Source organism: Streptomyces sp. NPDC051364, assembly GCF_040682115.1.
Lineage (GTDB): Bacteria > Actinomycetota > Actinomycetes > Streptomycetales > Streptomycetaceae > Streptomyces.
The window spans coordinates 253,859-279,966 of sequence record NZ_JBFBAH010000003.1 but is presented as its reverse complement, the minus strand read 5'-3'; the positions used below and the strand labels follow the sequence as shown (position 1 = coordinate 279,966).

General features: G+C 69.3%; 24 protein-coding genes, 2 tRNA genes and 4 pseudogenes. 22 read left to right on the top strand and 8 right to left on the bottom strand.

Annotated elements, in window-relative coordinates; translation table 11 throughout:
* The first annotated feature begins 445 nt into the window (after positions 1-445).
* The 3 genes from AB0M76_RS08340 to AB0M76_RS08330 all read left to right on the top strand — a co-directional run bounded on the left by AB0M76_RS08340 (position 446) and on the right by AB0M76_RS08330 (position 2,666).
* On the top strand, positions 446-1,834 hold the full coding sequence (locus AB0M76_RS08340) for a pyridoxal-dependent decarboxylase (protein ID WP_365952138.1): 1,389 nt from the start codon (positions 446-448) through the stop codon (positions 1,832-1,834).
* On the top strand, positions 1,831-2,295 hold the full coding sequence (locus AB0M76_RS08335; protein WP_266994473.1) for an HD domain-containing protein: 465 nt from the start codon (positions 1,831-1,833) through the stop codon (positions 2,293-2,295). The genes AB0M76_RS08340 and AB0M76_RS08335 overlap by 4 nt, the downstream gene beginning before the upstream one ends.
* A gap of 176 nt (positions 2,296-2,471) precedes the next feature.
* Entirely contained in the window at positions 2,472-2,666 is a 195-nt protein-coding gene (locus AB0M76_RS08330; protein ID WP_030297273.1) for a hypothetical protein, read from the top strand.
* Between the two features lie 7 nt (positions 2,667-2,673).
* Here AB0M76_RS08330 and AB0M76_RS08325 read toward each other — a convergent pair whose 3' ends face one another.
* A complete protein-coding gene (locus tag AB0M76_RS08325) occupies positions 2,674-3,168 on the bottom strand; it encodes a DUF4231 domain-containing protein (RefSeq protein ID WP_365952137.1) in 495 nt (164 codons plus the stop codon).
* Positions 3,169-3,418: 250 nt separating this feature from the next.
* On the opposite strand from AB0M76_RS08325, the gene AB0M76_RS08320 reads away from it, so the two are divergent.
* Entirely contained in the window at positions 3,419-3,733 is a 315-nt protein-coding gene (locus AB0M76_RS08320; RefSeq protein WP_365952136.1) for a hypothetical protein, read from the top strand.
* Between the two features lie 574 nt (positions 3,734-4,307).
* Here AB0M76_RS08320 and AB0M76_RS08315 read toward each other — a convergent pair.
* Together AB0M76_RS08315 and AB0M76_RS08310 are read right to left on the bottom strand one after the other, a co-directional pair.
* Positions 4,308-4,514 (bottom strand): hypothetical protein, encoded by a 207-nt coding sequence (locus AB0M76_RS08315; protein WP_365952135.1) that lies wholly within the window; start codon positions 4,512-4,514, stop codon positions 4,308-4,310.
* Between the two features lie 139 nt (positions 4,515-4,653).
* Complete coding sequence (locus AB0M76_RS08310; protein WP_365952134.1) at positions 4,654-5,412, bottom strand: GntR family transcriptional regulator; 759 nt, start codon at positions 5,410-5,412, stop codon at positions 4,654-4,656.
* Here AB0M76_RS08310 and AB0M76_RS08305 point away from each other — a divergent pair.
* The 4 genes and pseudogenes from AB0M76_RS08305 (at position 5,347) to AB0M76_RS08290 (ending at position 7,698) form a co-directional block, all read left to right on the top strand.
* On the top strand, positions 5,347-5,934 hold the full coding sequence (locus AB0M76_RS08305) for a UTRA domain-containing protein (protein ID WP_365952133.1): 588 nt from the start codon (positions 5,347-5,349) through the stop codon (positions 5,932-5,934). The two genes, AB0M76_RS08310 and AB0M76_RS08305, sit on opposite strands and share 66 nt — an antisense overlap.
* A pseudogene (locus AB0M76_RS08300) lies at positions 5,931-6,286 on the top strand (hypothetical protein). Before AB0M76_RS08305 ends, AB0M76_RS08300 begins: the two are co-directional and overlap by 4 nt.
* 291 nt (positions 6,287-6,577) lie before the next feature.
* Positions 6,578-6,994: a hypothetical protein gene (locus tag AB0M76_RS08295; protein ID WP_365952132.1), complete on the top strand. Its 417-nt coding sequence runs from the start codon at positions 6,578-6,580 to the stop codon at positions 6,992-6,994.
* Positions 6,991-7,698 (top strand): tetratricopeptide repeat protein, encoded by a 708-nt coding sequence (locus AB0M76_RS08290; RefSeq protein ID WP_365952131.1) that lies wholly within the window; start codon positions 6,991-6,993, stop codon positions 7,696-7,698. The genes AB0M76_RS08295 and AB0M76_RS08290 overlap by 4 nt, the downstream gene beginning before the upstream one ends.
* Positions 7,699-8,232: 534 nt before the next feature.
* Here the strand turns inward: AB0M76_RS08290 and AB0M76_RS08285 are convergent.
* Entirely contained in the window at positions 8,233-8,403 is a 171-nt protein-coding gene (locus AB0M76_RS08285) for an e9imm peptide (protein WP_365952130.1), read from the bottom strand.
* 31 nt (positions 8,404-8,434) lie between these two features.
* Positions 8,435-8,620, bottom strand: a pseudogene (locus tag AB0M76_RS08280) (NUDIX hydrolase); the annotation flags it as partial.
* Here AB0M76_RS08280 and AB0M76_RS08275 point away from each other — a divergent pair.
* Together AB0M76_RS08275 and AB0M76_RS08270 are read left to right on the top strand one after the other, a co-directional pair.
* Positions 8,553-8,759, top strand: a pseudogene (locus tag AB0M76_RS08275) (hypothetical protein); the annotation flags it as partial. The pseudogenes AB0M76_RS08280 and AB0M76_RS08275 overlap by 68 nt on opposite strands.
* 30 nt (positions 8,760-8,789) lie before the next feature.
* Positions 8,790-8,951, top strand: coding sequence for an integrase (locus AB0M76_RS08270; RefSeq protein WP_365952364.1), 162 nt, complete (start codon positions 8,790-8,792; stop codon positions 8,949-8,951).
* 70 nt (positions 8,952-9,021) lie between these two features.
* Here AB0M76_RS08270 and AB0M76_RS08265 read toward each other — a convergent pair.
* Positions 9,022-9,092: transfer RNA gene (locus AB0M76_RS08265), tRNA-Gly, on the bottom strand.
* A gap of 170 nt (positions 9,093-9,262) precedes the next feature.
* On the opposite strand from AB0M76_RS08265, the gene AB0M76_RS08260 reads away from it, so the two are divergent.
* The 5 genes from AB0M76_RS08260 (at position 9,263) to clpX (ending at position 14,039) form a co-directional block, all read left to right on the top strand.
* Positions 9,263-9,339: transfer RNA gene (locus AB0M76_RS08260), tRNA-Pro, on the top strand.
* Positions 9,340-9,502: 163 nt separating this feature from the next.
* Entirely contained in the window at positions 9,503-10,900 is a 1,398-nt protein-coding gene (tig, locus tag AB0M76_RS08255) for a trigger factor (RefSeq protein WP_365952129.1), read from the top strand.
* A gap of 323 nt (positions 10,901-11,223) precedes the next feature.
* The gene (locus tag AB0M76_RS08250; protein WP_365952128.1) at positions 11,224-11,841 is read left to right on the top strand and encodes an ATP-dependent Clp protease proteolytic subunit; all 618 of its coding nucleotides are present in this window, start codon (positions 11,224-11,226) and stop codon (positions 11,839-11,841) included.
* An 86-nt stretch (positions 11,842-11,927) separates the two neighbouring features.
* Positions 11,928-12,599, top strand: a complete 672-nt coding sequence (locus tag AB0M76_RS08245) for an ATP-dependent Clp protease proteolytic subunit (protein ID WP_365952127.1) — start codon at positions 11,928-11,930, stop codon at positions 12,597-12,599.
* Positions 12,600-12,752: 153 nt separating this feature from the next.
* Positions 12,753-14,039, top strand: coding sequence for an ATP-dependent Clp protease ATP-binding subunit ClpX (gene clpX / locus AB0M76_RS08240; RefSeq protein ID WP_365952126.1), 1,287 nt, complete (start codon positions 12,753-12,755; stop codon positions 14,037-14,039).
* Positions 14,040-14,202: 163 nt separating this feature from the next.
* On the opposite strand, the gene AB0M76_RS08235 is transcribed toward clpX, so the two are convergent.
* Positions 14,203-15,132: a hypothetical protein gene (locus AB0M76_RS08235; protein ID WP_365952125.1), complete on the bottom strand. Its 930-nt coding sequence runs from the start codon at positions 15,130-15,132 to the stop codon at positions 14,203-14,205.
* Between the two features lie 128 nt (positions 15,133-15,260).
* Between AB0M76_RS08235 and AB0M76_RS08230 the strand changes: the two genes are divergently transcribed.
* The 6 genes from AB0M76_RS08230 (at position 15,261) to AB0M76_RS08205 (ending at position 24,251) form a co-directional block, all read left to right on the top strand.
* Positions 15,261-17,882 carry a valine--tRNA ligase gene (locus AB0M76_RS08230; protein WP_365952124.1) on the top strand — a complete coding sequence of 874 codons (2,622 nt, stop codon included), beginning with the start codon at positions 15,261-15,263 and terminating at the stop codon, positions 17,880-17,882.
* A gap of 170 nt (positions 17,883-18,052) precedes the next feature.
* Positions 18,053-19,447 carry a glycosyl hydrolase gene (locus AB0M76_RS08225; protein ID WP_365952123.1) on the top strand — a complete coding sequence of 465 codons (1,395 nt, stop codon included), beginning with the start codon at positions 18,053-18,055 and terminating at the stop codon, positions 19,445-19,447.
* Positions 19,448-19,455: 8 nt separating this feature from the next.
* Complete coding sequence (locus AB0M76_RS08220; RefSeq protein WP_365952122.1) at positions 19,456-20,229, top strand: hypothetical protein; 774 nt, start codon at positions 19,456-19,458, stop codon at positions 20,227-20,229.
* A 21-nt stretch (positions 20,230-20,250) separates the two neighbouring features.
* Positions 20,251-21,699, top strand: coding sequence for a glycosyltransferase family 2 protein (locus AB0M76_RS08215; protein ID WP_365952121.1), 1,449 nt, complete (start codon positions 20,251-20,253; stop codon positions 21,697-21,699).
* Positions 21,696-23,006, top strand: coding sequence for a hypothetical protein (locus AB0M76_RS08210; RefSeq protein ID WP_365952120.1), 1,311 nt, complete (start codon positions 21,696-21,698; stop codon positions 23,004-23,006). Before AB0M76_RS08215 ends, AB0M76_RS08210 begins: the two co-directional genes overlap by 4 nt.
* Before the next feature lie 96 nt (positions 23,007-23,102).
* On the top strand, positions 23,103-24,251 hold the full coding sequence (locus AB0M76_RS08205; protein WP_365952119.1) for a histidine kinase: 1,149 nt from the start codon (positions 23,103-23,105) through the stop codon (positions 24,249-24,251).
* A gap of 6 nt (positions 24,252-24,257) precedes the next feature.
* Here the strand turns inward: AB0M76_RS08205 and AB0M76_RS08200 are convergent.
* Positions 24,258-24,479: pseudogene (locus AB0M76_RS08200) on the bottom strand (rod shape-determining protein); the annotation flags it as partial.
* Between the two features lie 97 nt (positions 24,480-24,576).
* Between AB0M76_RS08200 and AB0M76_RS08195 the strand changes: the two are divergent.
* Positions 24,577-26,106 (top strand): folylpolyglutamate synthase/dihydrofolate synthase family protein, encoded by a 1,530-nt coding sequence (locus AB0M76_RS08195; protein ID WP_365952118.1) that lies wholly within the window; start codon positions 24,577-24,579, stop codon positions 26,104-26,106.
* The last annotated feature ends 2 nt before the right edge of the window (positions 26,107-26,108 follow it).

Genomic DNA, 26,108 nt, shown 5'->3' with positions numbered 1-26,108 from the left:
CTCCTGCGCCCCTGCCCCCGACGGGGCAGCACGGACGGACGGCGCAGCCCCCGCCCAGGTGGGCCCCGGCGCAGCCTCGGGCGCGGGCGGCGTTTCGCACCCCACGACCACCCCCGCCAAGACGGCACCCCCGACAACCCCCGCCACCCACCGCACGCTCGCCATCCCCCGACCCTACGACCCCCACCCGCCACGCGCCCTGCTCCGCTCGCCGCCCTGCCCCGCCCAACTCCGGGCCGTGCAGCGGCAGATCCGGCCCCGCCGGCGTGTGAGGCGCGGGGCCCGGCGCGGAGCCCCGGAAGGCCCGGGCGCCGGCCCGGGGCCGCTCGCGCAGCGGCGCCGCACATCTCGCGCGGGCCCCGGGGGCGGCCCCGGGTCCCCGGGCCGGGCCAATCACCCCCGATTGGCCGGTCCGCCGCGCCCGGCGGATCCCTACCGTGCCCCCATGGACCGCACGCTCGCCGCCGACCTCGCCCGCCTCCCCGACCTCCTGGAGGCCACCCGCCGTACCGCCGCCGACGCCCTCGGAGCCCTGGACGCCCGTCCCGTCGTACCGCCCGCCGGGCCTCCGCGGGACCCCGAGCCCCTGCCGGAGCACGCCGCCGGGGCGGACGCCGCCCTCGCCGCCTTCCGGGACCGGTGGGAGCCCCGCCTCTCCGCCTCCGCCGGCCCCCGCTACCTCGGCTTCGTCACCGGCGGCGCCACCCCGGCCGCCCTCGCCGGGGACTGGCTGACCGCCGTCCACGACCAGAACTCCAACTCCGCCCTGGACGGCGCCGGCCAGGACCTCGAACGCGAAACGATCACCTGGCTCCGCGAGCTCTTCGGCCTCACCGACGCCCACACCGGCGCCTTCGTCAGCGGCGCCACCATGTCCAACACCACCGGCCTCGCCATCGCCCGCGAGTGGCTCGGCGAACGCCTCGGCGTCTCCCCCTCCGAGGACGGCGCGGCAGCCCTCGGCCCCGTCCGCGTCCTCTCCGGAGCCCCGCACTCCTCCATCGCCAAGGCCCTCTCCGTCCTCGGCCTCGGCCGCAGCTCCCTCGTCGCCGTCCCCACGCTCCCCGGCCGCGAGGCCGTCGACCCCGCCGCTCTCGACCGCGCCCTCGCCGACACGCCCGGCCCGGCCGTCGTCGTCGCCAACGCCGGCACGGTCAACACCGTGGACTTCGACGACCTCCGCGCCATCGCCGCCCTCCGCGAACGCCACGCGTTCTGGCTCCACACCGACGCCGCGTTCGGCGCCTTCGCCGCCCTCTCCCCGGAGCACGCCCACCTCGCCGACGGCCTCGACGCCTCCGACTCCCTCTGCATCGACCTGCACAAGTGGCTGAACGTCCCCTACGACAGCGCCGTCCAGTTCACCCGCCGCCAAGACCTCCAGGCCCGCGTCTTCCAGAACGCCGCCGCCTACCTCGGCCCCCTCGGCGACCGCCCCGACCTGGTCCACCTCACCCCCGAGAACTCGCACCGGCTGCGCGCCCTCGCCGCCTGGTTCACCCTCCGCGCGTACGGCCGCGCAGGCCACCGCGAGATCGTCGAGCGGGACATCGCCTGCGCCCGAGCCCTCGGCGCCGCACTCGAGCAGGACCCGGCTTTCCGCCTCCTCGCCCCGGTCCGCCTGAACGTCGTCTGCTTCACCCTCGCCGAGGACCCCACCCCGGCCCGCCTGACGGCCCTCCGGGAGGCGGCGCAGGAGGAGGTCTTCGTCACCCCCACCGTCTACGCGGGAACCCCCGCCCTGCGCGCAGCGTTCTCCAACTGGCGCACCACGCAAGCGGATGTGCGCCGGGCCGCACAGGCCCTCCGTACGGCGGTGAAGGGGACGGTATGACGCAACGGCAGCAGCAACCGCTGACCCTGCTCGAGGTCGAGGCCCTGGCGCGCTCCGCGCACGAGGGCCAGACCGACAAGGCCGGCCGGCCGTACGCCGAGCACCTCGCGGCCGTCGCGGAGGGAGTCCGCGCCCGCGGCGGCAGCGCGGAGCAGCAGGCGGCGGCCTGGCTCCACGACGCCGTCGAGGACGACGCGCTCAGCCGGCAGTGGCTGGATTCCGCCGCCCTGCCCCAGCCGGTGAAGGACATGGTCCTGGCGGTCACCAAGCGCCCCGGCGAACCGGTGGAGGAGTACGCGGCCCGGATCCTCGCCACCCCGGGCGCCCTCCTGGTCAAAGAGGCCGACCTGGCGCACAACGCGGACCCCGTACGGCTCTCCGTACTGGACGGCCCCACCCGGGAACGGCTGTCCGCGAAGTACGCATATGTCCGCTCCCTCCTCGGCCTCACCGCGCCATGACCCCGGCCCCGCGCCCGAAATATGCCCGGCGCACGGGCGGTTGGCGGGAAAGCGCCGACGCCGATTCGCCACGCGGCGGATAGCCGGGGCCCGTTGGTGGGAGGATGGTCCATGTGGGTGCGCGCGCGGCCGTGCGCCCCAGGCCGACCAGGGGACGACCGAAGGTGTGATCAGTAGTGGCCATTTCGCTGTCAGTGGTGGTTCTGTTGGCGGTCATCCTGGTGGTGCTCGTCCGCGGGAACCACATCAAGGCCGGCCCCGCGATCGTCGCGGTCCTCTTCGGCTTCTTCCTGGCGTCCAGCTCCATCGCCCCGGACGTCAACCGCTTCCTCAACTCCCTCGCCGACACCATCGCGGGAATCAAGCTCTAGGGGAAGCTCAGGGAGTGCCGGCCGTCCGCCGGTACTCCAGGTCCGCGTTCACCTGGCCGCCCAGCGTCATGACGTTGAGGGTGGCCGAATTCTCGTTGGCGATCGCCTTCTCCACCCGGGACACGAGCACCGTGAACGCATCGGCCTCGGACAGCCCGGCGTACGGACCGACCCCGGTCTCGAAGTAGATCCGCTCGTGCCCCAGCAGCTGCTCGGTCGACCGGTAGTTCTTCCACTGTTCCCGGTACCGGTACACGCTCTCGAGGGACACGGAGACGACCACAAGCAGGCTGAGCACGGTGGCGGTGATCCGGGCGAACGGCACGTCGAGATTGACCAGCACGGGCACGAGCGCCCCGCCGGCGACCGACAGGGTCCGCATCCGTAAATGCACGGCCTTGCTCCGCACGGCCTTGCGGTCGTACCACTCCTGGTACTGACCCAGCCGCGTCTCGACGTACTCCCGCGCCCCGGCGCCCCGGCTCCCGCACGCCCCTGACATGCAGGGGAGTACACAACCTCCCCTCACCCCCGTCAAGAGCAAGGAACAGCCGCGGGCAGCCCGCGAGATGCCATGCGGCAAATCGGACGATAGGATGAAAACCGCCATCGACCTCACGCGTCATGTGGGGCGATATGAGCACGGCGTGACGGAGTAGGACTCTCCCCTCGGCGTCCCGTGCGACCACTGCCGCGGGTATCGGAGCCGTCACGCCCCACCAGCCGCACCGTCAGCGTCCAAGGCAGGTTGAATGATGAACCGGACACGTCGTCTTGCAGCACTCGCGCTCCTGGCGGCCCCCGCTCTCGCGCTGGGACCCGCCGTCGCCGCACACGCCTCGACCACCGCCGCGACGTGCAAAGTCGAATCGGATTCGGCCGGCAAGTACCACCTCTGGGGTCAGGGATTCCCCGGCGGCGCGACGGTGACCTACTCCGGATCCACCTCGGGTTCCGTCCCCATCGACAAGTCGGGAAGGTTCGACCTCGGCGGTCTCAGCGGAAGCAAGTACGTCGTCAAGACGGCCGATGGCACCACCGTCAACTGCACTGTGCTCCAACACTGAGTCCATGCCGCCTGCGCTGCGATAGCAGACCCCGTGAACGACCGAGGGCCAGGTCAGAGGAAACATCCTCTGACCTGGCCCTTTGTTCTTCAGAGCGGGCGACGGAAATCGAACCCGCGCAGCTAGTTTGGAAGATTGCGTACCCGCATCCACCCTGACCAGCCAAGACGCTGACCTGCACGTATCCAGTCGCAGCTCCGCAGCTCCCCGAGACTCCCCGCCCACTCCCACCCAACCGGGCACGTGGGGGACACGCCTGCGCGGGCCGGCGACTCGGTCACCAACCGAAAAGGTGCGGCGTCGGGCACAGCTCCATCGCTTCATCAGGCCGATCCGCCCAGTGCCACCAGAGCTGCTTCTCCGGACACCGCCAGAGCGCCCGACAGACGCGCTGATCGTCCTCCTCTCGCCGAAACAGGGCGAAGCCGCCGCTCTTCATCGGCTGACCGCACTGCGGGCATAGGGGAGGGCCACTAGACATGCGGGGCACCCTATCGGGCCGCGTGGCCTGCACTGGCGTACGCCGGCCGGGCTGGCAGGCGCCACCCTTGGAGACCGCGTAACCACGTGACGCCTAGAGCGAGTCGTTACGCTCCAGAACGAGGCTGGCCGAGCCGTCCTCAAGGTCGACGCCCGCATCAAGGTGAAGGTGGTACCCGTTCTGTAGGTCAGGGTCGGCAAGCTCCAACAGTCGCTCCGCGAGGACGCGAAGTCCTTCCGCGTTGGCCGTGATGAGGGTCTCGCCTGTTGAGGTCTGTACCTTGATCAGTGGTTCATTCATGCCGCCACGCTAGCCTGCGGCCGACCGAGCGACTGTCCGCCCTGGACGGGGACTTGCCGCCTCGGCCTCACTCGCCATGCCGCGCAGCCTGCTGCAAGGCGAGGCTCCCGGCCACGAAACGGGGTGCGGTGTATCCGGGCTAGCGACTGATCGGGACCTCGTACACGATCTCGCACAGTGCGACGGGAACGATGATGTCCGCCGTCTCCACGGGTTGCCCCTGGTCGCTGTAGTAGGTCCGCCGGATGTGGGTCACCAAGGCCGCCTTCTGGATGCCAAGGAGCGATGCCTCCTCGGTGCTCGCCTGCCGCGGTTCCGGTTGCTCTACCGCGTGGCTGACCGTGATGCCGATCTCGGACATGCGGTTCACGACGCCCGCTCCGGCGTGCGGACCACCCTCAGGGAGGACGACGAGCGTGCCGGCGGTGAGGTCGTACGGCTCCCAACTCGTCGACAGCTGTACCGGCCTGCCGTCGGCGAGAAACTCGTACACCGTGCGCACGCAGAGATCCCCTGCGGCGATTCCGATACGCGCCGCGACCTCGGCCGGCGCGGGCACCTTGGCTTCCGTGCGACTCTCCCAGTTCCCCTGCCTGCCCAAGGCCTGCATGTCCGCGCGGAAGGGAGAGCCGCCCGGCTGTTCGCGAGCCGATGAACGGACCACTCGTACGCGCTGACGGGGCTCCGCGACGTACGTGCCCGAACCTGCGCGACCTTCCAGCACACCTTGGGAGATCAGTAGCTCCTGCGCCCGGCGCACCACGTTCTCGCCAACGCCGCACTCCTCGGCGATCTGGGCGCGGGAGGGGAGCCGATCTCCGGCCGTCCACACGTGCTCCGCGATCTGCTGCCGCAGGACGTCGGCGATACGGAGATAGGGCGGCTGCTCAGGCTCCACGGCAGCGGCAACTTCGTCCGCCGCCCCCTCCGCAGGACCACGTACGCCGGAGGCGCCGGCACGGCGCCCATCGCACCCCTGCGAGCGACTGTCCGCACCACGAACGTCCAAGCGCACGGTCACCTGACCGCCCTTCTGAACGTCCCACCCCTCAGCCCACTGACCGAAGTCCTCTACGTGACCCACGAAGGGAAGTTGCCACACAGCCTGGCCCGCATCTACGTCCCCCGCGACCTGACGCCAGCCGACTCGTCCTCGCCCGACGAGATAGCATCGCGCTTGGCAGATCTCCGCCCACCGCTGGCCGAAGTCCAAGAGCGGCTCAGCGCCCGCCTCCCGACCCAGGAAGAAGGAACGGTCCTCCGGATCAGTACATCCCTGGCAGTCCTCTCGCTCACCCGCGTGGCGACCGACACCACGGGTCGTGTGGTCGAGGCAGCCCTCGTGGTCCTCCCTGGCGACAGAGCGGACGCACTCTTCACCACCCGCTTCATGCCCGACGAGGGGACCTCACCGGAATGACGCCGAGCAGCGAACTACGCCTCCTCCCATGGATGGGCTCGGACGACAAGCCCTGCTACCTGAGCACCGACGACACCGGCGGCCTCCTGTCCCGCCTAGCCGACGCCTAGCCGACCACACCGAGGCCACCCAACTCGACGCTGGCGCCGAACTCCTGGAGCACGCCCGGGAGGCACTCGCCGACGAGGAGTCGGATCCGGAAGAACTCCGCCACCTGGCACGGGACCTCGCGGACGCCTTGCGGGACACCCTCCGCGTGGCCGTAAGCCGCGGCCACCGCGACCCGACGCGGGATCCCTCCGCGCGCGGAGGAGACGAGGGCCCAGAGCTCCCAGCGGCGGCCTTCTGCTAGCACCAGGCCCCGCGACAACACGAAGCCCCGGACTTTGGTCCGGGGCTTCGCGACTTGAGCCCGCTGAGCCCCCGCCCAAGGTCCAACCCCCTGGGACACACGCTTGCCAAGCCGTTAACGTCGCGACCGGCCTTGCTCAGTTGCGGAGGTACCTGGCTCCTCTGCTGCACAGCAACGGCTAGGGCCCCAGGGGGCCTTGCCCTCGATATGATGCCGCCCCCAAGGACTCAGTTCGGCATCAGGCGGAGGCGAACGTAGCACCGCCGGGCGCTGCATACCGGAGGAGATCTCATGGATGGGTTTGACGCGTCCCAGTGGGCAGCACCTGCAGTGCAGGCGCTCATCAGTTCCATGTCGAGCGATCTGTGGGCAAGCGCTCGCGCCCGCTTCGCCAGGGTCCTGGCAAGACGCTCTGGGGCCACGGAGGATGTGCTCGACGACCTGGATGAGGCCCGTCAGCAAATGGTGGATCGCGGAGACGCAGACGAGGTACGCGACGAGATCTCAGCAGAGTGGCTGAACCGGTTCCGCCGAGCCCTCACGCGGGATCCCTCACTGGTTGAAGAAATCCGCTCCCTCGTCGACGAATACGGCCACAAGGCGGCGTCCTCTGAGGGCGGTGTCACGCAGAACGTTAACGCGTCGGGGCATGCCGTTATCTTCAATCAGGGAACCGGCACGCAGAACAACCGGATGGAGCCCAAGTGACTTCTGCAGCCGAGCCGCCGCCGGAGACACGACAGGACGTCCATGTAGAGGATTCCGCTGTTGCATTCACTCAAGGAACAGGAACGCAGAACAACTATGTGACGCACAACCACGTCGTCTACAACGGCGCGCCGCCAAGCAACCCTGAAGGCCTTTATCGGCAAGGTAAGGCCAAGCTGGGGGCGGGAGACGAGGAGGGCGAACTCCTCATTGTTGCGGCAGCTGAAGCAGGTCACGTCGAGGCTGTTAAGGAAATGCGGAAACTGAGCGCTCTCAGGTGGGCCTACCTCAGCGAGGAGCGGGATCGATGGAACTTGAAACTCATCGAGCTGGGCGTGCCAGAGGGCTACTCAGACCTCGCTGCTTGCAAAAAACTTCGAATGGATGACGCCGAGACGATAGAAGAGCGGGTACCGCTATACAGAGAGGCGATTGCCTATTACGAAAAGGCAATCGATGTCGGCCTGGAGGGTGATACAGAAGACCTCGGTATGCTTCTGTACGACGCGGGAAATTATGAAGAGGCGATCCCATACCTGGAGCGCGCAATCACGTACATCAAAGACGAGGGGGACTTTGAATGGCGTGACGTCGAGTCGACTCTCAGATCAGCGCGGAAGAAACTTCAGAGTGAGCGCCGTAAGGCCGAGCGGGACCAGCAAGGGGGAAGTGTTGAGCGGGGATGGTGGCGTCGTAGGGGGTGAGGAACCATAGGGTCGCACCACACTCGCGGTGCGGGCGTTCTTACCGTCCTGCCGACCTGACGGAAGCTCGGGGGAGCATCGGATTTGTTGAGTCCAGTGAGGCTGGCAGCACTATCGAACACGCCCTTGACCCACCACTCGCCCCCTCACTCCCATCCCGTCTGCCGTCGGCCCACACGCATGTGGAGCGGACGCCCGGTGCCGTGTCTGCTCGGCTTGTCCTGGGCCCGATGGCGGACGGGATGGGAGTTCCCCGCCCTAGCCATCCACGGGCCGGCACCCGCCAACGGTGCCCCCGCCATCCCGGAGCCGGAGGCCCCCGCCGGAGGCATGTCGGTGAGCGATGGAATCGCCGGCCTTTGGGGCTCGACTCATGCCCTTGGGCCTATCCCGTCTTGCAGGGGCGGGCGGCGGCGCAGCGGGGGCGGAGCGGGCCGAAGGCAGGAGCGTCGCCCCGAGCGGAGCCGGAAAGGCCGCCCGGCGGAGCGGAGCGCAGCCGGGTGCTTGATGAAGTAGGGAAACTCTTACCGCGGCTCAGAGCGAGAAGGGTTCATAGGCCATTGCTCGGTCCACGATCTTCTCGGCGCTCAGGTCGGGGTCGAAGTCCCAGTAGATGTAGTTGCTGACGTGGGGACATCGGAGGCCCTGTTCCAGGGCGTCCAAGGTCGCTTCGGCTTCGGCCTCATCCGTGATGCTGCCGTCCATGAGCTGTTGGACCAGCCGTACTCGTCGCGCGTCACGCCGTGAGTAGCTGGCGGCCGTCGTGGCTGCGGACGTGGGGGCCTGCGTCGTCCAAGGTGTCCAGGAGGCGGATCGCGAAGACCGCGGACATCTGCTCGGAGACCTCTTTCGGGGTGAGCCACGCGACCGCGGTCGATTCCTCCGAGGTGCGCTCGGTGCCGCCGGACGGCTTGCAGCGGAATGGGCGGGTCTTCGTCGGGGCCAAAGGGGCGACTCCGCGGCGGAACCACTTCAACCGGCTGTGGCACAAGGCCTGTCGGGATGCCGGGGTCAAGGGGCTGCATTTCCATGATCTTCGGCACACCGGCAACCCCCTGGCCGCGTCAACGGGGGCCGGCACCCGTGAGTTGATGAGCTGGATGGGGCACAGCACCGCCCGCGCCGCGCTGATCTGCCAGCACGCCAGTGCCGACCGGGACCGACTGATCGCCGACGCGCTCAGCGGGCTCGTGAAGAAGGGCCAGAAGGGCCCGAGGAAACGCAGGGGGTACCTGGGGGACGCGGAGAGCTGATCGCAACCCCCGGAAACGACTCAGGGCCAGGCGGAGGAAACATCCTCTGACCTGGCCCTTAGTGCTTCAGAGCGGGCGACGGGAATCGAACCCGCGTAGCTAGTTTGGAAGACTAGGGCTCTACCATTGAGCTACGCCCGCAACGCGTGCGCCGCAGGTCCGGGGGACGGCGGCACGGACAGCATCCTAGCGGGTCGGGCCGGGGGAGTGCACACCGCATTACGCGCCCGCGGTGCGGCGTCCGGAAACGTTCGCTCAAAACCCCGCGACATCAGAGGGTCTCCGGGCATGTACCCTACGTGTCGCACCGACGGGGTGTGGCGCAGCTTGGTAGCGCGTCCGCTTTGGGAGCGGAAGGTCGTCGGTTCGAATCCGGCCACCCCGACCACCGGCACCGCCATCACAAGATCGCGTTGTGGGCTGATTGCCGCTTGCGGTTACTATGCAAACTGCGTGCCCGTGTGTCTGATGTACCGGGCCGAATCCGCCGAACCGCTGAATCGCAGCGCGGACGCAGAACCCCAAGCAGTCAGCCACAAGGAGACCGAACCGTGAAGAGCGCCGTGGAGACCCTGAACCCGACTCGGGTTCGGCTCACTGTTGAGGTGCCCTTCGAGGAGCTCAAGGACAGCCTCGACGCGGCGTACAAGAAGATCAACCAGCAGGTCACGGTGAAGGGCTTCCGCAAGGGCAAGATCCCCGCCCGGGTCATCGACCAGCGCTTCGGTCGCGGTGCGGTGCTGGAGGAGGCCGTCAACGACGCCCTCCCGAAGTTCTACACCGAGGCCGTCAACGAGGCCGACCTGAACCCGCTGGGCCAGCCTGAGGTCGACATCACGGAGCTGAAGGACGGCGAGCTGCTGGCCTTCACCGCCGAGGTCGACGTCCGCCCCGAGATCGAGATCCCGGACTACTCCGGCATCGAGGTCGAGGTCGACGCGGTCGAGGTCTCCGACGAGGACATCGAGAAGTCGGTCGAGCAGCTGCGCGGCCGCTTCGCGTCCACCAAGGACGTCGAGCGCGCGGCCGAGGACGGCGACGTCGTCACCATCGACCTGGAGGCCAAGGTCGGCGGCGAGGTGCTGCCGGACGGCGTCGCCTCCGACGTCTCCTACACCATCGGCTCGGGCGAGCTCCTCGAGGGCATCGACGACGCCGTCAAGGGCCTGGAGGCCGGTGGCGAGACCACCTTCACCTCCCAGCTGAAGGGCGGCTCCGCCGAGGGCCAGGACGCCGAGGTCACCGTCAAGGTCACCAAGGTCTCCGCCAAGGAGCTCCCGGAGCTGGACGACGAGTTCGCGCAGATGGCGAGCGAGTTCGACACGCTCGAGGACCTCAAGGCGGACAGTCGCAAGCGCCTCGAGAACATGAAGCAGTACGACCAGGCCACGCAGGCCCAGGAGCGCGTCCTGGAGAAGCTGCTGGAGCTCGTCGAGGTGCCGATCCCCGAGAAGCTGCTCGAGGACGAGGTCAACACCCGCAAGCACAACCTGGAGCACCACCAGCTCGGCCAGATGGGCCTGACCATCGAGAAGTACCTGGAGTTCCAGGGCAAGACGGTCGAGGAGTTCGACGCCGAGACCAAGGACCAGGCGATCAAGGGCATCAAGACCCAGTTCGTCCTGGACGCGCTCGTCAACAAGGAGAAGCTGGGCGTCGACCAGGAGGAGCTCACCGAGCACCTCATGCGCCGTGCGGCTTCCTCCGGCATGTCCCCCGACCAGTTCGCCCAGGCCGTCGTCGAGGGTGGCCAGGTGCCGATGCTCGTCGGCGAGGTCGCCCGCGGCAAGGCCCTCGCGGTCGTCGTCGAGGCCGCCAAGGTCGTCGACACCAACGGTGAGGTCGTCGACCTCTCCGACGAGGAGGACGAGGTCGAGGCTGCCGCCGAGACCGTCGAGGCCGTCGTCGACGGTGACGCCGCCGAGGCGCAGGCCGACGAGGCCAAGTAACACCCTGGGCGCCGCCCCGCGCGGCGCCCGCTGAGCAGCATCCCGAAGGGCCCGTACGCAGCCGTGTACGGGCCCTTCGCACACTCCGTGCACGGCGCCGTCCACGGGGCCTCCGCCCGGCCCCCGAAGGGCCCACGGACCTTGCGCTCCGAGCGAACAGTTCGGGAAGCGGGATGGCGTTGTCCGACCTGCGCGTTAGGGTCCATGAATACGAGGGCACGGGAGCACCCGGAAGCCGGCGGCCACCGCGGCCCCGATCGGTCCGCGCCCCAGAACGAGACGCTGAGACGGCATGTGGCCGTCGGAGACGAGCAGGTGGATACGTGACGAATCTGAAGCCTTACGCCGCGGGTGAGCCGTCCATCGGTGGCGGCCTCGGCGACCATGTCTACAACCGGCTGCTCGGCGAGCGCATCATCTTCCTCGGCCAGCAGGTCGACGACGACATCGCCAACAAGATCACGGCGCAGCTCCTCCTCCTGGCCGCGGAGCCGGAGAAGGACATCTTCCTGTACATCAACAGCCCTGGCGGCTCGGTGACGGCGGGCATGGCGGTCTACGACACCATGCAGTACATCCCGAACGACGTCGTCACCATCGGCATGGGCATGGCGGCCTCGATGGGCCAGTTCCTGCTCACCGGCGGCGCCCAGGGCAAGCGCTTCGCGCTCCCGAACACCGACATCCTGATGCACCAGGGTTCCGCCGGCATCGGTGGCACCGCCTCGGACATCAAGATCCAGGCCGAGTACCTGCTGCGCACGAAGCAGCGCATGGCCGAGATCACCGCCCACCACTCCGGCCAGACCGTGGAGGTGATCATCCGCGACGGCGACCGCGACCGCTGGTTCACGGCGGAGGAGGCCAAGGAGTACGGCCTCATCGACGAGATCATCTCCGCCGCGTCGCTGGTCCCGGGCGGCGGCGGCACCGGGGCCTGATCCCGGCCCCGGCGCGCGGGACCTCGTACGAGGCCCCGTACGCCCGCCCGCACCCGGCAAGCCCCAGCCCGCAGAACGCCACCAGGATGGTGAACACCCAGATGCACATGAACGACCTCTCTCCCGCGAGCGGCCTCTACACCGGCGCGCCGGTGGACAACCGCTACGTCGTCCCGCGCTTCGTCGAGCGCACCTCGCAGGGCGTGCGCGAGTACGACCCGTACGCGAAGCTCTTCGAGGAGCGCGTGATCTTCCTCGGCGTGCAGATCGACGACGCCTCCGCCAACGACGTCATGGCGCAGCTGCTGTGCCTGGAGTCGATGGACCCGGACCGCGACATCTCGATCTACATCAACAGCCCCGGCGGCTCCTTCACCGCGCTGACGGCCATCTACGACACGATGCAGTTCGTGAAGCCGGACATCCAGACGGTCTGCATGGGCCAGGCGGCCTCCGCCGCCGCGGTACTGCTGGCAGCCGGCACCCCCGGCAAGCGCATGGCGCTGCCGAACGCCCGCGTGCTGATCCACCAGCCGTCGGGCGGCACCGGCCGCGAGCAGCTCTCCGACCTGGAGATCGCGGCCAGGGAGATCCTGCGCATGCGTGACCAGCTGGAGACCATGCTGGCCAAGCACTCGACCACGCCGATCGAGAAGATCCGCGAGGACATCGAGCGCGACAAGATCCTGACGGCCGAGGACGCGCTCGCGTACGGCCTGATCGACCAGATCGTCTCGACCCGCAAGAACTCCCACTGATCCTTGCCGCCAATTGGCGTGGGCACGTCGTCACATTCGGCGATGTGAACCACGTCAAGGGGGCCCCGTACGGGGCCCCCGGCAAGGTACCGTCGGATATGAGGCACCAGGAGCGCTGAACCAGGCGTCTCCCAGGCGAAGGGGAAGCACCTCGTGGCACGCATCGGTGACGGCGGCGACCTGCTCAAGTGCTCGTTCTGCGGAAAGAGCCAGAAGCAGGTGAAGAAGCTCATCGCAGGACCCGGTGTGTACATCTGCGACGAGTGCATCGACCTCTGCAACGAGATCATCGAGGAGGAGCTCGCCGAGACCTCCGAGGTCCGGTGGGAGGAACTCCCCAAGCCTCGTGAGATCTACGAGTTCCTGGAGGGCTACGTCGTCGGCCAGGAGCCGGCGAAGAAGGCCCTCTCGGTGGCGGTCTACAACCACTACAAGCGGGTCCAGGCCGGCGAGAACGGCGGCGGGACGGGCCGGGACGACGCGATCGAGCTCGCGAAGTCCAACATCCTGCTGCTGGGTCCGACGGGCTCGGGCAAGACGCTCCTCGCCCAGACGCTCGCGCGCATGCTCAACGTCCCGTTCGCCATCGCCGATGCGACGGCGCTGACGGAGGCCGGGTACGTCGGCGAGGACGTTGAGAACATCCTGCTCAAGCTGATCCAGGCGGCCGACTACGACGTCAAGAAGGCCGAGACCGGGATCATCTACATCGACGAGATCGACAAGGTCGCCCGCAAGAGCGAGAACCCGTCGATCACGCGCGACGTGAGCGGCGAGGGCGTGCAGCAGGCCCTGCTGAAGATCCTCGAGGGCACGACGGCCTCGGTCCCGCCGCAGGGCGGCCGCAAGCACCCGCATCAGGAGTTCATCCAGATCGACACGACGAACGTGCTCTTCATCGTGGGCGGCGCCTTCGCCGGCCTCGAGAAGATCATCGAGTCGCGTGCGGGCGCCAAGGGCATCGGATTCGGGGCGACGATCCGCTCGAAGCGCGAGATCGAGGCGAGCGACCAGTTCCAGGAGGTCATGCCGGAGGACCTGGTGAAGTTCGGGATGATCCCGGAGTTCATCGGCCGTCTGCCCGTGATCACCTCGGTCCACAACCTGGACCGCGAGGCGCTGCTGCAGATCCTGGTGGAGCCGCGGAACGCGCTGGTGAAGCAGTACCAGCGGCTGTTCGAACTCGACGGCGTCGAGCTGGACTTCGAGCGCGAGGCCCTCGAAGCCATCGCGGACCAGGCGATCCTCCGCCAGACGGGCGCGCGCGGCCTGCGCGCCATCATGGAAGAGGTCCTGATGTCGGTGATGTACGAGGTCCCGTCCCGCAAGGACGTGGCCCGCGTGGTCATCACCTCGGACGTCGTCCGCTCGAACGTGAACCCGACGCTGGTCCCCCGCATCGTCCCGAAGGACCAGGGCCCCCAGGAGAAGTCGGCGTAGCCGTCACGACGTACGAGGAGGGGCGCCCAGCCAACGGCTGGGCGCCCCTCCTCACATTCAGGACCAACATGGTCGATAATCGGACATGTGTTCGATCTTTCCTGCTCGCCTGAAGTGCGGGCCGGTCGGCACGGGGCATACGCCCTGTGCCGACCGGTTCTGATCAGGCCTTGACGCGGGCGGTGTTGTAGAGCTTCGCCGTCAGGTCGGCGGTCTGCTCCAGGGTGTAGCCCGGCTTGCCCGCCAGGATGGAGGCCGCGTCGGACGCACTGATCATGCCCAGGGTGCTGTAGTCGCCCCAGATGCAGATCGGTACGGTCAGCTCCTTCGGCCCCTTGGTCGTCGTGGTGGACTTGAAGCTGAACTTCATCTCCTGGCACTTCATCACGGCGCCGCTGAACCCGGACGGGGTCATCGCCTTCGGGCTGCCGATCAGCTCGACCGAGGCGGACTTGTCTTCGCCCGCCTTGAGCTTGGCGGTGGCGAAGTACGCGTCCACGGTCTTCTCGGGGTCCGTCAGCTCACCGTAGATGCCCTGGAAGCCCAGGCTCTTGGCCGTCAGCTTGTTGGCCGGGTCGCCGGCCTTGTAGTTCATCCCCATCTTGGTGGGGTTCTTGATGCCGATCCCCTCCAGCTCCGTGCGGTCCTTGTCGCTGAGCGGGGGCGCCTCCTTGTAGGCGGGGTCCTTCTTGAAGTCGTTCACGGTCTCCGGGGCGACCAGCTTGTAGCCCTTGGTGGCGGACGAAACCGAGCCGCCCGCGCCGCCGCCCTGCGTGAAGTACCAGCCCGCCCCCGCGATGACTGCCACCGCTACGACCACGGCGATGATCACGCCGGCTTTGGACTTCTTCGGGGGCTGCTGCATCCCGTACGGCTGCTGCTGCGGGGGCATGCCCGGCTGCTGGTAGCCGTAGCCGGGGGGCTGCTGGGGGTAGCCCTGCGGGGGGACGCCCGGCGGGGGCTGCTGCGGGTAGCCGTAGCCGGGCTGCGGAGCGGGCTGCCCGTACGGACCCGGCTGCGGCGGCTGGCCTCCGTACGGTCCCGGCTGCTGCGGCTGCTGGCCTCCGTACGGCCCCGGCTGGTTGTAGCTCATGCCCGCTTCCCCCTTCAGGAATCCTTATGCGTTTCAGACATCCTGACGGAAGCCGATCCCCCACAGGGCGCCGGGCCCCCTCATTACCGGTTTCATGACTGGACTGTTACGGCTCTAAACTGTGCCTCGTGACCGAGAACACGCAGACACCCAGCAGCCCCAACTCCGAACTGCCGACCGCGTACGCTCCGGCCGAGGTAGAGGGGAAGCTCTACGAGCGCTGGGTGGAGCGTGGGTACTTCACGGCCGATCCCGCGAGCGAGAAGCCCGCGTACACCATCGTCATCCCGCCGCCGAACGTCACCGGCTCCCTGCACCTGGGGCACGCCTTCCAGCACACGCTCATGGACGCCCTGACCCGCCGCAAGCGCATGCAGGGCTACGAGTCCCTGTGGCTGCCCGGCATGGACCACGCCGGTATCGCCACCCAGAACAAGGTCGAGCAGCAGCTCGCCGAGGAGGGCAAGTCCCGCCACGACCTGGGCCGCGAGGAGTTCGTCGAGCGCGTCTGGCAGTGGAAGGAAGAGTACGGCGGCAAGATCCTCGGCCAGATGCGCCGCCTCGGCGACGGCGTCGACTGGTCGCGCGAGCGGTTCACCATGGACGAGGGCCTCTCCAAGGCCGTCCAGACGATCTTCAAGAAGCTCTACGACGACGAGCTGATCTACCGCGCCGAGCGCATCATCAACTGGTGCCCCCGCTGTCTCACGGCCATCTCCGACATCGAGGTGGAGTACCAGGAGGACGCGGGCGAGCTCGTCTCGATCAAGTACGGCGAGGGTGAGGACTCCCTCGTCGTCGCCACCACGCGCGCCGAGACGATGCTCGGCGACACCGCCGTGGCCGTCCACCCGGACGACGAGCGGTACGCGCACCTCATCGGCAAGCAGATCAAGCTGCCGCTGACCGACCGGACCATCCCGGTCGTCGCCGACACGCACGTCGATCCGGAGTTCGGAACCGGCGCCGTCAAGGTGACCCCGGCGCACGACCCGAACGACTTCGCGATCGGCCAGCGCCACAACCTGCCCTCCATGACGATCATGGACGAGCACGGCATCATCACCGTCCACGGCCCCTTCATCGGCCTGGACCGCTTCGAGGCCCGCTCCGCGGTCGTCGGGGCGCTGCGCGAGCAGGGCCGGATCGTCGCCGAGAAGCGCCCGTACCTGCACTCCGTCGGGCACTGCTCCCGCTGCCGCACCACCGTCGAGCCGCGCCTGTCCCTCCAGTGGTGGGTCAAGGTCGAGACGCTGGCCAAGGCCGCCGGCGACGCCGTCCGCGACGGCCGCGTCTCGATCCACCCCGAGGAGATGTCGAAGCGCTACTTCGACTGGGTCGACAACCTCAACGACTGGTGCATCTCGCGCCAGCTGTGGTGGGGCCACCGGATCCCGGTCTGGTACGGCCCGGACGGCGAGATCGTCTGCGTCGGCCCGGACGACGAGGCGCCCACCGGCGAGGGCTGGCACCAGGACACCGACGTCCTCGACACCTGGTTCTCCTCCGGCCTGTGGCCGTTCTCCACGCTCGGCTGGCCGGAGAAGACCCCGGACCTGGCGAAGTTCTACTCCACCGACGTCCTGGTCACCGGCCACGACATCATCTTCTTCTGGGTCGCCCGGATGATGATGTTCGGCCTGTACGCCATGGACGGCGAAGCGCCGTTCAAGACCATCGCGCTGACCGGCCTGGTCCGCGACGAGCGCGGCAAGAAGATGTCGAAGTCCTTCGGCAACGTCGTCGACCCGCTGGACTGGATGGACAAGTACGGCTCCGACGCCGTCCGCTTCACCCTGGCCAAGGGCGCCAACCCGGGCACCGACGTGCCGATCGGCGAGGACTGGGTCCAGGCGTCCAGCAAGTTCGCCAACAAGATCTGGAACGCCACGCGCTTCGCGCTGATGAACGGCGCCACCATCGAGGGCGAGCTGCCGCCGGCCGGGCAGCTGTCGGCCACCGACCGCTGGATCCTGTCCCGCCTGAACAAGACGGTCGCGCAGGTCGACGCGTACTACGAGGACTTCCAGTTCTCGAAACTCAGCGAGGCGCTGTACCACTTCGCGTGGGACGAGGTCTTCGACTGGTACGTGGAGCTGTCGAAGACGACGTTCTTCGCGGGCGGCGAGCAGGCCAAGGTCTCCGGCCGCGTGCTCGGCGAGGTCATCGACGTCATGCTGCGGCTGCTGCACCCGGTGGTCCCCTTCGTCACCGAGACGCTGTGGACCACGCTGACCGGCCGCGAGTCCCTCGTCATCGCCGAGTGGCCCAAGGACAGCGGCTTCCGCGACGAGGCCGCCGAGGCGGAGATCGAGAGCGTCCAGAACCTCGTCCGGGAGGTCCGCCGGTTCCGCAAGGAGCAGGGTCTCGACGACAAGCAGAAGGTCCCGGCCCGCCTGGACCTGTCGGGCACCGCGCTGGCCGCCCACGAGGCCGCCATCCGCCAGGTGCTGCGCCTCCAGCCGGAGGGCGACGCCTTCAGCGCCACCGCGACGCTCCCGGTCGTCGGCGCCAGCGTCGCGCTCGACCTGTCGGGCACGATCGACGTGGCCGCCGAGCGCAAGCGCCTCTCCAAGGACCTCGCGGCCGCGGAGAAGGAGAAGCAGCAGGCCGAGGCGAAGCTCGGGAACGAGGCTTTCCTGGCCAAGGCCCCCGACAACGTCGTGGACAAGATCAAGGGACGGCTGGCCAAGGCCGTGGCGGACATCGCCCGGATCCAGGCCCAGCTGGAGACGCTGCCCGCGGCGTAACACGTACAAACGGTGAACCACACGTACATACGGTGAACCTTCGGCCCCCGAGTGCATCGCTCGGGGGCCGACGCGTAGGGTGACAGCGGCCCCAGGGGTTCCGTGCAACCAGCCGGGGCCGTCGTCGGCCGGTGTCGACCGAGGGGGGTCTCGGAGTGTTGGGTCGTGACGTGCCGGGCCGCCCGGTCTTAGGCCGCGAGCTCAAACGCCGCAATCTCCTCCTGGGCGCGGCGGCCACCGCGGCCACCGGCGGCGCCCTCGCCGGAGTGGCGGCCTTCAGCACCTCGCGCGCGCCCGCCACCGCACTCCAGAAGGACCTGCTGTCGCGGGACCCCAAGGCCTCCAAGGCGGCCCGGTCCGTGTACCGGTTACTGGCCGGGCTGGAGGCGGACGCCCGGGCCGGCCGGCGCCGCGGCACCCTGATCGGCCAGCACGCCGAAGTGCACAACGAGCGGTACAACCCGGAGTACGGCGACCACACCGGTCCCAAACCGCCCGGCTACTACTACCGCAAGCCCCAGGACATCACCGGGAAGCTGCCGGCCTTCCTCGAACTGGACCTGGGCCCCGGCTACCAGCAGGAGAGCTGGGGCGTGGGCGAGGCCCGGGACTACTCGCGCGCCGCCTGGCCCGCCCGCCGCGAGTTCTGGACCTACACCAACGACGTCGTCGACCTCGCCATGGGCGTCTGGCACGGACTGCCGCGCAAGGACGACGGCTCGTACAACCCGACCGGCACCGAACCCCTCTGGAACGGCACCAAGACCGTGCTGCCGGCCAACGGGGGAGCGCCCGCGGGCCTGGTCGGGATGTCGTTCCACCAGCCGTGGCCGGGCAGCCCGGTCAAGAGCTACGAGCAGACACTGCGCCGCAGCGCGCCCTCGGCGAAGGACCCGGGCTGGATCGACCGGGTGCTCACCCCCGGCTCCGTCGAGCACGCGGCGCTCCTGCTCGACCTGTCGTTCCTCGCGGACCACCTCGGCTACCTGGCCGCGTACGACGTACCCGTACTGCTGCGCCCGTACCACGAGATGAACTCGCTCGGCGGGGGGCAGAGCTTCTGGTGGGCGGGGCTGAAGCCCCAGCAGTACACGGCTCTCTGGGAGTTGCTCTACCACTACCTGGTGGGATCCCGCGGGCTGCACAACCTGATCTTCGTGTGGGCTCCCACGGCCTGGGACGGCATCCACGGCAGCGAACCCTGGGACTTCTACCCGGGCGGCGAGTACGTGGACGTGGTCGGGGTCGACGACTACAGCGGAACCCCGGGCAACCCCTTCGACCCGGCCGCCTGGACATCGACGTGGCACCGCGGCCTCGAGGACTACGGCAAGCCGCGGATCCTCGCGGAGTCCTTCCACGTGCCGCTGGGCGCGGCGCAGCGCTCGACGCTCGACAAGGCTCCCTGGGTGCTGTGGACCGTGTGGGGGGACGGACTCACGGCGAAGAACCCGGACGCCGATGTGCAGCAGACGTACGACGACCCCAAAACGATCACCGGCGGCCGGGAATCCGGCCCCGCGGGCGTGCAATGGCTCGCCTTGCACGACGGAACATTCGAATAGGAGTGAAGTTGAGCGCGTCAACGCCACGCGCCCACCGTGTGGCCGCCTTCGTGGCCATGGGCTGGGCAGGCATCCTGCTCCTCTGGGCCCTGTACAACTGCTTCTGGCAGGTCGGCGTCGCCGACTTCCTGCAGGGGATCGTGTACTACGGCACGGGCGACGGCTCCGGAACCGCAGAGACGTTCAACCTCAACTGGGGTGTCGTCTATGTGGCGGGCGGGCTGCTGGTCCTGCGGGGGAACACCCTCGGGCGGGGCATCATCATCGGCGGCGCCGCCATCGAGGGCTACAACCGGGTGCGCAGCCTGTCGGGTGCGCTCTTCGACGATAAGCAGGCCGAGTACTTCACCACGACCGTCCAGGGCGGGCTGAAGCTGGCGACCTTCGCCGCCGGTGTCCTGGTGACCTGCACGCTCATCGTGCTGCTGCTGCGGGACTTCGCGGTGTACGAAGCGTGGCAGCCGCCGGTGAACCCGTGGACCCAGCAGGCCAACGAGGCCCGGCAGGCGCAGCAGGTGCCGCAGCAGCAATCGCCGCAGCCGTCCCACGGGTTCGGGGCTCCGCCGGCCTACCCGGCCCAGCCCGGGCCGCAGCTGCCGCAGACGGGCTACGGGCAGCCGCAACCCCACCAGCCGCAACCCCAACAGCCCCAGCCTTACCCGCCCCAGCAGCCGCAGCCCGGTTACGGGCCCGGCCCGTACGGCAGTCAGCCCGCCTGGCCCCAGCAGCCCCAGCAGCCCCAGCAGCCCCGGCAGTCGCCGCCGCAGCAACAGCAGCAGTAGGAACACCGAAGGACCTCTTCCATGACCCTCGCCCCCGTACAAGAGGTCGCGCCCACGTCACGGCGCGATGCGAAGCTGGTGCAGCGCCTTGCCGACTGGAAGCCAGGCGTGGCGGCCTTCCTGCTGCCCTTCCTGCTCCTCGCCGGCTTCGGTCTGTGGTCGTTCAAGCCGAATCCGACCCCGCTGGGCTGGACGCTGTCGGTCGTCTGGTCGCTGCCCGGGATAGGCGTCATGGTCGGCCTCCAGGGCGCCCTGCTGATCCGCCGCCGGCTGCGCAAGTCGCACGAGATGGTCCCGCCGACGCCGGTGGAGGAGGACTTCCTCATCGTGCTCGTGCCGACCATCGGCCGCCACGACACGTACCCGGCGCTGGAGCGCTCGGTGCTCAGCTACGTGGAGCACCTGCCCCCGTACTTCCCCCGGATGCGGGTCGACGTCCTCACGGAGGAGGGCTGCGAGGCGACCGAGCAGATCGACGGTCTGGCCGCCATGAACCCCCTGATCCGGGTGGTCACCGTGCCCAAGGCGTACGAGACGGCGAACGGGACCCGGTTCAAGGCCCGCGCCAACCACTACGCGCACGAGCTGCGGATCGACGAGGGCGAGGCCCTCGACGACATCTGGGTGCTGCACATGGACGACGACACCGGGGTCGGCCCCGACACCGCCGCGTCCATGGCCCAGTTCGTCAACCGCCAGCGGCGGGACGGCGACGAGGGCAAGCACATGGCGCAGGGCATCCTCGCCTACCCGCGCGAGAACGCCGTGAACCGCTTCACCTGGCTGGCCGACGCGGTCCGCCCCGCCGACGACATAGCCCGGTTCCGTGCCCTCACCGGTCTCGGCACCCCGGTCGCCGGCGTGCACGGGGAGCTGCTGCTGCTCCGTGCCTCCATCGAGGCGACCATCGGCTGGGACTTCGGCCCGAAGGCCATCGTCGAGGACGCCCAGCTGGCGCTGTCTTTCTGCCGCAAGTACCCGGGCCGCAGCGACTGGTTCAACGGCCGCTGCTACGGCGCCTCCCCGGCCACCACCAGGGACTTCATCAAGCAGCGCGAGCGCTGGTCCTGGGGTCTGGTCGCGCTGTGCTTCAACCGCACGGTGCCGTTCCGGTACCGCTGGTTCCTGCTGCTCTGCGTGGCCACCTGGGTCTTCGGCCCGCTCCAGCACATCGCGACCGTGATCTTCGTGGCCTGGCTCATCGGCGACTTCAACACCTCGCCCGTGGCCCAGTCCGTCGTGATCATGTGGGCGCTCAACTTCGCGTACGTCATCTGGACGTACTGGGAGGGGCTGCGGCTCAATGCCCTGGTCTCGGCGAACGGCAGGCGGCTCTGGTGGGAGCCGATCGTCGTACTGGCCCTCATCCCGGTGTTCTCCGTGATGGAAGGGCTCGGCGGCCTGCGCGGGCTGATCAAGTTCATCAAGCGCGAAGAGAACAAGTTCGTCGTCATAGCCAAGCCCGCGTGAGAAAACGAGAGTCCCTCGTGAACAACGAGAAGAACCGGAAGAACCAGAAGGACCAGGACGAGAAGAAGAAGCGCTCCAAGGTCCCCCTGCTCGCGATCCTCCCGGTGACCGTGACGTCCCTGGTCATCGGCCTCCCGTTCGTGATCGGGGACCACCCGCTGCGCTGGCGGTCGGGCTCCCTCAAGCCGGTCCTGGTCCTGCACGACTCCACCCCCGCCAAGGGCGGCGCCGCCCCCGCCCCCGCCGACGGCGGAGGCGGCGCGGCTGAGGAGACCAAGGCGGCCCAGCCCGCCGGGCCCGCGCTGAAGGTGGACAAGCCCTGGAAGGCAGGCATGCCCGAGTGGGGCGTCCAGATCTTCTGGGAGGACGAGAAGGAACACAGCGATGCCTACGTCGAGAAGCAGGCGCGCAGGCAGGCCGACTACCTCGTCGGGCTGAAGGCCAACGCCGTATCCGTCTCCTTCCCCTTCTACACGGAGGGCCGCACCTCGACGAAGCTCACGGCCGGCAAGAGCACCCCGACGCCCGAGCACCTCGAGACGGTGCTGCGCGTTTTCCACGAGGCCGGACTGCGCACCACCGTCCGCCCGACGCTGGACGAGACGGTGCTCGTTCCTCCGGCGGGCTGGCGCGGCAACATCAAGCCGACCGACAAGGAGGCCTGGTTCGATTCGTACGAGGCCCTGCTCGGCCCGTACCTCGACGCGGCCCAGCGCCGGCAGGCGGCGACGTTCGTGATCGGCACCGAGCTGAACTCGATGGAGGGCCACCCGGGCTGGAAGGGCCTGATCGCGGCGGCCGAGAAGCGGTTCAAGGGCGAGGTGTCGTACGACGCCAACTGGGACAACTACGTGGGCGGCCACATCGACGTGCCCGTCAAACGGCTCGGCGTCGACGCGTACTTCCCCGTCAAGGTCGCCGACGACGCCCCCGTCGACCAGCTCGTCGACGGCTGGAACACCTGGCTCGACAAGAAGACCAAGGGCTCGCTGCCGCGGATCGTGCTCGCCGAGGCGGGCATCAGCGCCATGGACGGGGCGTACCACGCACCCGGCGACTTCTATGCGCGGCGCAAGCTGAACCCCGCGGTGCAGGCCAACTGGTACAAGGCGGTCTGCCAGGTCGTCCGCGAGCGGAAGATGACGGGCCTCTACTGGTGGTCGGTCTCCTTCGATGCCGACCCCAAGGCCGCCCCCAAGGAGGAGGACTCCCGGCTCAACTTCGCGGGGCGCCCGGACTCCGAGAGGGAGATCCGGTCCTGCTTCGGTTCCGACTACGCGGGCCCGGGCACCGATCCTGCGCCCTGACGAGTTGTGTCCCGAGTTGTCCGGAGTGTCGGACATCACGTATTCGGCCCGGTCGGCTGATCCGATCCCCCTCGGCGAGCACGGATGATGGAGGGCATGCACGTCCCGCCCGTCGCCCCGGTGCTCCGCCGGGCCGCGGCCACCGGCCGCCGGCTCGCCGAGAGCTGGACCGGGTCTCCCCGGGCGCTTGACGTGCTCACCGCAGTCAGCTGCCTCGCCCTGATGGCGCTGGACCTGCCCGGCCTGGCCGCCGCGGACAACTCGCTCAGTGGCCCGATGGCGGCCGTCGTGCTCGCCGCCGGGTGCTCGAGCCTGGTGGTGCGCCGCCGGGCGCCCTGGATCTCGTACCTCATCGCGCTGCTCTTCATCGGCTGGCTGCACGAGCTGACGCTGATCCAGTTCGCGCTCTACTCGGTCGGCCGCTTCCGGGGGCGCCGGCCCGCGGTCCTCGCCACCCTCGGATACATCGCCTTCGCGCTGATCGTCTTCAGCGTCCCGGGCTGGCCCGAACCGCATGCCCAGACCCTCAGCTCGTTCCTGAGCCTGGTCGTGCCCATCGGGGTCCTCGCCTCGGCCGTCGGCATCGCCGCCTACCGGCACGACCTGGTGCGCGAGCTGGCCGTCCGGCGGGCCGAATCAGCGGTGCTTCAGGCAGTCCAGCAGGAGCGCACCTCGGTCGCCCGCGACGTCCACGACTTCGTCGGCCGGGAGCTGACGCTGCTGACGGTGCGCTCCGAGGTGCTGTCGGTGCGGTCGCGAGCGTCGGCGCACGCCAAGGACTTCGAGGAGCTGGCCGACACCGCGCGCCGGGCCCATCTGGTGCTCAACGAGATCATCGTGCAGCGCGGGGAGCGGGCCGCGACCCCGGGGGTGGACGGGCTGCCGGCCCTCGCGCAGGAGAGCGGGCGGGCCGGTTCGCCCGTACGGCTGGCCCTGGATCCGCAGGTGCACGGGCTGTCGCCGCTGCGGCAGGCCGCGGTCTACCGGGTGGTGCAGGAATGCCTGACCAACGCGGCCAAGCACGCCTGCGGGGAGATCGTCGACGTGTCGATCGCGGCGGACGGCCCGCAGCTGCGGATCGCGGTCAGCAACGGCCTGCCCGTCCGTACGCCCACGCACGCCCCCGTCTCGGCCGGCTCGGGCACGGCGAGCATGTCCGAGCGCGTGCGCAGCCTGGGCGGAACCCTGACGGCGACGCGCACGGAGGACTCGTACACGGTGGTGGCCACCCTCCCCAGGGGGTAGCCGCGGTCAGGCCTTCGCCGGGACCAGCAGGCTGTTCAGGGTGTCCAGGTCCTCCACGCACCTGCCGGAGCCCAGGGCCACGCAGTCCAGCGGGGCGTCGGCGACGAACACCGGGATCCCGGTCGCGGAGGCCATCCGCAGGTCCAGGCCGGGCAGGAGTGCGCCGCCGCCGGTCAGGACGATGCCGTGCTCCATCACGTCGCCGGACAGCTCGGGCGGGCATTTGTCCGCAAGGTTTGCATAACGATCCGGTCGCAACGGGCGCCGAACGTCCTGAAACGGCCGGGTCGAAAGTCCCCGGGCCCCCCGTCCGTAGACTGGCCCCGTGAGTGAGCAGCAGCCCGAGAGCAACGGACCCGACGACCGCGACGAGACCACGGAGGTCTTCGACCGGATCGTGGCCGAAGAGTCCGACCGCGACCCCGACCTGGCGGTGATCGAGGCCGGCAGCCGTACCCTGCGTGCCCAGGCCGGACCGCCCCAGGGCGACCCGGTGCCCGCGCACCCCCTCAACCCGGAGGTGACGGCGGCGCTGCAGGAGGTGGAGCAGGAGCTCGCCACCCGCTGGGGCGAGACCAAGCTGGAGCCGTCCGTCACCCGGATCGCCGCACTGATGGACGTCCTCGGCGAACCGCAGCGCGCGTACCCGTCCATCCACGTCACCGGCACCAACGGCAAGACCAGCACCGCCCGCATGATCGAGGCCCTGCTGAACGCCTTCGAGCTGCGCACCGGCCGCTACACCAGCCCGCACGTGCAGTCGGTCACCGAGCGGATCAGCCTGGACGGGGCGCCGATCAGCGCCGAGCGCTTCATCGAGACGTACTACGACATCAAGCCGTACGTGGAGATGGTCGACGCCGCCGAGGAGTTCCGGCTGTCCTTCTTCGAGGTGCTCACCGGCATGGCGTACGCGGCCTTCGCGGACGCCCCGGTCGACGCGGCCGTCGTCGAGGTCGGCATGGGCGGCACCTGGGACGCGACCAACGTGATCGACGGCTCGGTCGCGGTGATCACCCCGATCAGCCTGGACCACACCGACCGCCTCGGCGCGACGCCCGGCGAGATCGCCCAGGAGAAGGGCGGCATCATCAAGCAGGACGCCACCGTGATCCTGGCGCAGCAGCCGGTGGACGCAGCGCAGGTGCTGCTGAAGAAGGCCGTCGAGGTCGACGCGACGGTGGCCCGCGAGGGCATGGAGTTCGGCGTCGTAGCGCGCGAGGTGGCGGTCGGCGGGCAGATGCTGACGCTGCGCGGCATGGGCGGCGAGTACGACGGCATCTTCCTGCCGCTGTACGGGGCCCACATGGCGCACAACGCGGCGGTGGCGCTGGCGGCGGTCGAGGCCTTCTTCGGCGTCGGCGCGCAGCAGTCGCGGGAGCTGGACCTGGAGACCGTACGCAGGGCCTTCGCCTCGGTGACCTCGCCGGGCCGGATGGAGGTCGTGCGGCGCAGCCCGACGGTGGTCCTGGACGCGGCGCACAACCCGGCCGGCGCGCAGGTCACGGCGGAAGCGGTGACCGAGGCCTTCGGCTTCAGCCGGCTGATCGGGGTCATGGCCGCGAGCGAGGGCAAGGACGTCAAGGGGGTCCTGGAGGCCTTCGAGCCGATCTTCGCGGAGATCGTCGTCACGGAGAACTCCAGCCACCGGGCGATGTCCGCGGACGAGCTGGCGGCCGTGGCGGTCGAGGTCTTCGGGCCGGACCGGGTGCAGGTGGAGCCGCGGCTGGACGACGCCCTGGAGGCGGCGATCACCCTCGCGGAGGAAGAGGCCGAGTACGGAGGGGCCGGGGTCCTGGTGACCGGGTCCGTGATCACGGTGGGCGAGGCCCGCCTGCTGATGAAGAGGGGCTGAGG

What these genes read in the sequence shown, in the direction of transcription:
- AB0M76_RS08315 (WP_365952135.1), bottom strand. Translation starts at nt 4,514, where the DNA reads ATGAATGAACCACTGATCAAGGTACAGACCTCAACAGGCGAGACCCTC.
- AB0M76_RS08215 (WP_365952121.1), top strand. Translation starts at nt 20,251, where the DNA reads ATGACCCTCGCCCCCGTACAAGAGGTCGCGCCCACGTCACGGCGCGAT.
- AB0M76_RS08335 (WP_266994473.1), top strand. Translation starts at nt 1,831, where the DNA reads ATGACGCAACGGCAGCAGCAACCGCTGACCCTGCTCGAGGTCGAGGCC.
- AB0M76_RS08205 (WP_365952119.1), top strand. Translation starts at nt 23,103, where the DNA reads ATGCACGTCCCGCCCGTCGCCCCGGTGCTCCGCCGGGCCGCGGCCACC.
- AB0M76_RS08285 (WP_365952130.1), bottom strand. Translation starts at nt 8,403, where the DNA reads ATGGACGGCAGCATCACGGATGAGGCCGAAGCCGAAGCGACCTTGGAC.
- AB0M76_RS08320 (WP_365952136.1), top strand. Translation starts at nt 3,419, where the DNA reads ATGATGAACCGGACACGTCGTCTTGCAGCACTCGCGCTCCTGGCGGCC.
- AB0M76_RS08325 (WP_365952137.1), bottom strand. Translation starts at nt 3,168, where the DNA reads ATGTCAGGGGCGTGCGGGAGCCGGGGCGCCGGGGCGCGGGAGTACGTC.
- AB0M76_RS08340 (WP_365952138.1), top strand. Translation starts at nt 446, where the DNA reads ATGGACCGCACGCTCGCCGCCGACCTCGCCCGCCTCCCCGACCTCCTG.
- AB0M76_RS08235 (WP_365952125.1), bottom strand. Translation starts at nt 15,132, where the DNA reads ATGAGCTACAACCAGCCGGGGCCGTACGGAGGCCAGCAGCCGCAGCAG.
- AB0M76_RS08245 (WP_365952127.1), top strand. Translation starts at nt 11,928, where the DNA reads ATGGTGAACACCCAGATGCACATGAACGACCTCTCTCCCGCGAGCGGC.
- AB0M76_RS08270 (WP_365952364.1), top strand. Translation starts at nt 8,790, where the DNA reads ATGAGCTGGATGGGGCACAGCACCGCCCGCGCCGCGCTGATCTGCCAG.
- AB0M76_RS08295 (WP_365952132.1), top strand. Translation starts at nt 6,578, where the DNA reads ATGGATGGGTTTGACGCGTCCCAGTGGGCAGCACCTGCAGTGCAGGCG.